Genomic DNA, 4806 nt, shown 5'->3' with positions numbered 1-4806 from the left:
TTCCGGCCGTTCCGTTATCGTTGTTGGTCCGGAACTGAAAATGCATCAGTGCGGTCTGCCGAAGGAAATGGCACTGGAACTGTTTAAGCCCTTCGTCATGAAGAAACTCGTTGAAAAGGGTATTGCTACTAATATCAAGAATGCCAAGAAAAAGGTCGAACGTGTCAGCAATGAAGTATGGGATGTCCTGGAAGATGTCATTAAGGAACATCCGGTTCTCCTCAACCGTGCCCCGACACTGCATCGTCTGGGTATCCAGGCTTTCGAACCGATCCTTTGGGAAGGCCGGGCTATCAAACTGCATCCGCTGGTCTGCACGGCATTCAATGCCGACTTCGATGGTGACCAGATGGCATGCCACCTGCCACTTTCGGTGGAAGCCCAGTCGGAAGCCCGTACACTCATGTTGTCGGCACACAATATCCTGGCTCCGAAAGATGGTAAACCTGTTGCCGTTCCGACACAGGATATGGTCCTTGGTGCCTACTATCTGACGCTGGTCAAACCGGCTGCCAAAGGTGAAGGTAAGATTTTCTCCAATTATGATGAAGTCATGCTGGCCTATGATGCCAAGGCAATCGATATCGAAGCGCTTATCAAAGTCCGTATCCCTGGCCATGGCCTGATTGAAACGACGGCTGGCAAGCTGTTATACAATTACCAGATTTATGAACCACTGCGCTTGTTCCATACGGATAAAGTCATGGTTTTCACCAATCCGGAAGATGCCGTATTCGCTTATGAAAATGGTCTCATCGATACGACCCATTTCGTTAAAATCAAGGATAGCGAAGGCCGTATCCTCGACTATGGTTTTTCAGCCCTTAAAGAAAAATTCGGGGTCGATCTCCTGAAGACCCGTCCGCTCCCGGCACGTAAAGTAGATAAAGAAGCAGTAGCGGAATTCAAGAAAGATAAAGAGTACGTCGATGTGAACTGCCTTGGCGTACTCATGAATAAAAAACAGATTGGCAAGCTCGTCGATGCCTGCTTCCATCTTGTCGGCAATACAAAGACGGCGGAACTTCTGGATAATATCAAGGCAATCGGTTATCATTATGCCCGTCAGGCTGGTATGTCCATTGCTATTTCTGATATTCAGATTCCTGCTGAAAAATGGGACATCCTCGATGCCGCCGATAAACAGGTACAGAATGTATCCAAAATGTATCTCCGCGGCCTTATAACGGAAGACGAACGGTATCGTAAGACCTGCTCCATCTGGGAAAAAGCAACGGATGACGTAACGGAAGTCATGATGGATAACATGGATCCGTTCAACTCCATCTTCATGATGGCTGACTCCGGTGCTCGTGGTAATAAACAGCAGATTCGTCAGGTTGCCGGTATGCGTGGCCTGATGGCTGACCCGTCGGGCCGAATCATCGACTTGCCCATCAAGGCAAATTTCCGGGAAGGCCTGTCTGTACTGGATTACTTCACATCGTCCCATGGTGCCCGTAAAGGTCTGGCCGATACGGCATTGCGGACCGCCGACTCGGGATATCTGACCCGTCGTCTCGTCGATGTTTCCCAGGATGTCATTGTCCGGGAAGAAGACTGTGATGTTTTCGGTATCGACCTGATTCGCGAACGGGCCCGTCTGGCCGGCTCTACCCGTCAGGCTGTGGCTCTCATGGCGGATAAGATTATCGGCCGTGTATTGGCTGCTGATATCGTCGATGCCGGTACAGGTGAAGTCATTCTGCCGGAAGGACACGTCCTCACGACAGATGATATGGATGAACTCGTTGCCTATAAGGTACCTAAACTGTCTCTCCATGGCAGCCAGCTTGATATTAATGATGACATGAATCATACTAATGTCATTGAAAACGTCTATCTTGGTGCGCCGGAAGAAAGCATCCGCTCTTCCCTGCGCCAGGCCATGATTGAAAATATGCTTGGCAAATCTGTCGAAGAAACGGTCATCGACTCCAATGGCATGGAAATCTGCCCGGCCGGCACTCCCCTTACGGAAGATGCTATCGACCGCATCCTGAGCAGCGATGTAACAGAAGTCAAAGTACGCAATAATGATATCCGTGGTGTCTACGTTACAGCTATCGTAGAAGGCAATGGCATCATTGAACCGCTGGAAGACCGGATTGAAGGCCGTACGGCAGCGGAAACACTGATTAACAAAGATACGGGCGAGGTTATTGTTCCTCTCAACGAAGAAATCATGGCGGATCAGGCAAAAGAAGTTGCCAAGTATTATGATAAAGTTAAGATCCGCAGTGTCCTTACCTGCCGCAGCCGTTACGGTGTATGCGCTAAATGCTATGGCCGCGATCTTGGTACAGGCGGCAAGGTCAACGTAGGCGAATCGGTTGGTACGATTGCAGCACAGTCTATCGGTGAACCGGGCACACAGCTGACTATGCGTACATTCCATACAGGCGGCGTTGCATCTGCTGGTGATATCACACAAGGTCTGCCCCGTGTCGAAGAATTGTTCGAAGCCCGTAAGCCGAAAGGCAATGCTATCATCACTGAAATCGACGGCACTGTTTCTATTACGGAAAAAGAAGACCACCATGACATCAATATCGTCCATGTTCTTTCCAAAGATGGCGAAGAACGAAGCTACACGATTCCCTTTGGCGCTCACCTGGTAGTTCACGAAGGCGACGTCATCGAAAAGGGCAGCCGCATTACATCCGGTTCCATTAATCCTCACGATATCCTGCGCATCCAGGGTGTAGAAGCAACACAGCGGTACCTCGTATACGAAGTACAGAAGGTTTATAAATCCCAGGGCGTTGGTATCAACGATAAGCACATCGAAGTTATCGTACGCCAGATGCTGCGTAAGATTAAGATTGAAGATGCTGGAGATGCCGATGTATTGCCAGGCGATTATATTGATGTCAATGTCTTTGAAGATATGAACAAACGTATAGAAGCCAATGGCGGCAAACCGGCTATAGGCAAGCCTATGCTGTTCGGCATTACTAAAGCGGCCCTGGCTACCGATTCCTTCTTGTCAGCCGCTTCCTTCCAGGAAACGACCCGCGTCCTTACCGATGCAGCCATCAAGGGCAAGATCGATCCGCTTCTCGGCCTCAAGGAAAACGTCATCATCGGCAAGCTGATTCCTGCCGGTACCGGCATGAGCCGCTACCGCAAAGTGAAAGTCGTTAAGACGGTCCCTACCGTTGAATATGAAGATGAAGATGGCAATCCCATTGACATCCAGCCGGAAGATACGACACCAGAAGCCGGACATTAAGATCGCATAAATGAAACATCACATGAAGAGTGATTAACATCTTCATGTGATGTTTTTTTTACCTCTTATCATGCGGAATTCATATATCAGATAATACAATTATTGAACCACGCGGGACTGTGTAATAATAAATGGCTTATTTTACGAAAAATACATTGACATGGAAATAGGGGAATGATAAAATATCTAAGTGTCGCAATGCGAGTCGTGCGGCCAAATTGTATGTTTTAAGGAGTGATGTTTCGTGAGCTTGGAATTGCTCGGTACGGCCAGAAAGACGGTCGGTGCCAAACAGACGCTGAAAGCAATGAAACGAAACGAAGTCACACAGCTGTATATTGCCAATGACTGTGATGAACAGGTAGCAGCACCGCTGCTCACGCTTGCCGTTGAAATGGGAATTGCCACGGATCGCAATTATACTATGGCAGAACTGGGGCTGGCCTGCCGGATCAAGGTTGGGGCTGCAGCTGTCGGACTGCTCAGCTGATTCTGGTAACATCATCCTGAAGCTGACGCTTCATTGATGATTACATTATAAATCTAATTGTTTGGAGAGGAGGTGCCCACATGCCAACAATTAACCAATTGGTTCGTAAAGGTCGTCAGGTCGCTGTCACAAAATCGACAGCACCGGCTTTGAAAAACTGCCCGCAGAAGCGTGGCGTATGCACTCGTGTATACACAGCTACGCCGAAAAAGCCTAACTCGGCTCTGCGTAAAGTTGCCCGTGTCCGCCTGACGAACGCTATCGAAGTAACTGCGTACATTCCTGGCATTGGTCACAATTTACAGGAACATAGTGTTGTTTTAATCAGAGGCGGTCGTGTCAAAGACCTTCCTGGTGTACGTTATCACATCGTCCGCGGTGCTCTGGATACAGCTGGTGTATCCGACCGTAAACAGTCCCGTTCCAAGTACGGCGCTAAAAAAGGCAAATAAGATTTGCTGATTAAGATGAAAAGATAACCTGCATGATATAAGGAGGAATTAGACATGCCAAGAAAAGGCCCAGTGCCGAAGCGCGATGTGCTGCCGGATCCGGTGTACCATTCTAAACTGGTTACGCGCTTCATCAACAAAGTAATGCTGGACGGCAAAAAAGGTGTCGCTGAATCCATCGTTTACGATGCATTTGACATCATCCGTTCCAAAATGAATAAAGAACCATTAGAAGTTTTCGAACAGGCCCTCAACAATGTTATGCCTGTCCTGGAAGTCCGTGCACGCCGCGTCGGCGGTGCTAACTACCAGGTACCTGTCGAAGTACGTGCTGACCGCCGTCTGTCTCTCGGTATCCGCTGGACAGTTGGTTACGCCCGCAAACGTGGCGAACGTACGATGAAAGAAAAACTGGCTGCTGAACTGATGGACGCATTCAACAATACCGGTGCTGCTGTCAAGAAAAAGGAAGATACGCACAAGATGGCCGAAGCCAACAAAGCTTTCGCTCATTATCGCTGGTAATTTAGACTATTTACATGAGGAGTGGAAAAAATCGTGGGTAGAGAATTTCCTTTGGAAAAAACGAGAAATATTGGTATCATGGCTCACATCGATGCCGGTAAGAC

At 48.5% G+C, this 4806-nt stretch carries 4 protein-coding genes; all 4 read left to right on the top strand.

Going from position 1 to position 4806, the window contains the following annotated elements; translation table 11 throughout:
* Positions 1 to 3235 (top strand): DNA-directed RNA polymerase subunit beta' (locus B2U90_RS02340; protein ID WP_292017008.1); only part of this gene is annotated, 3235 nt, incomplete at its 5' end.
* Positions 3236 to 3479: 244 nt separating this feature from the next.
* Positions 3480 to 3725 carry a ribosomal L7Ae/L30e/S12e/Gadd45 family protein gene (locus tag B2U90_RS02335; RefSeq protein WP_059075690.1) on the top strand — a complete coding sequence of 82 codons (246 nt, stop codon included), beginning with the start codon at positions 3480 to 3482 and terminating at the stop codon, positions 3723 to 3725.
* A gap of 80 nt (positions 3726 to 3805) precedes the next feature.
* Positions 3806 to 4177, top strand: coding sequence for a 30S ribosomal protein S12 (gene rpsL, locus B2U90_RS02330; protein ID WP_059075691.1), 372 nt, complete (start codon positions 3806 to 3808; stop codon positions 4175 to 4177).
* Between the two features lie 54 nt (positions 4178 to 4231).
* Positions 4232 to 4702 carry a 30S ribosomal protein S7 gene (gene rpsG, locus B2U90_RS02325; protein WP_059075692.1) on the top strand — a complete coding sequence of 157 codons (471 nt, stop codon included), beginning with the start codon at positions 4232 to 4234 and terminating at the stop codon, positions 4700 to 4702.
* Positions 4703 to 4806 lie beyond the last annotated feature (104 nt).

This window comes from Megasphaera sp. UBA4233, from assembly GCF_002395615.1.
GTDB lineage: Bacteria > Bacillota > Negativicutes > Veillonellales > Megasphaeraceae > Megasphaera > Megasphaera hexanoica.
This window is presented reverse-complemented; position numbering and strand designations above follow the sequence as displayed.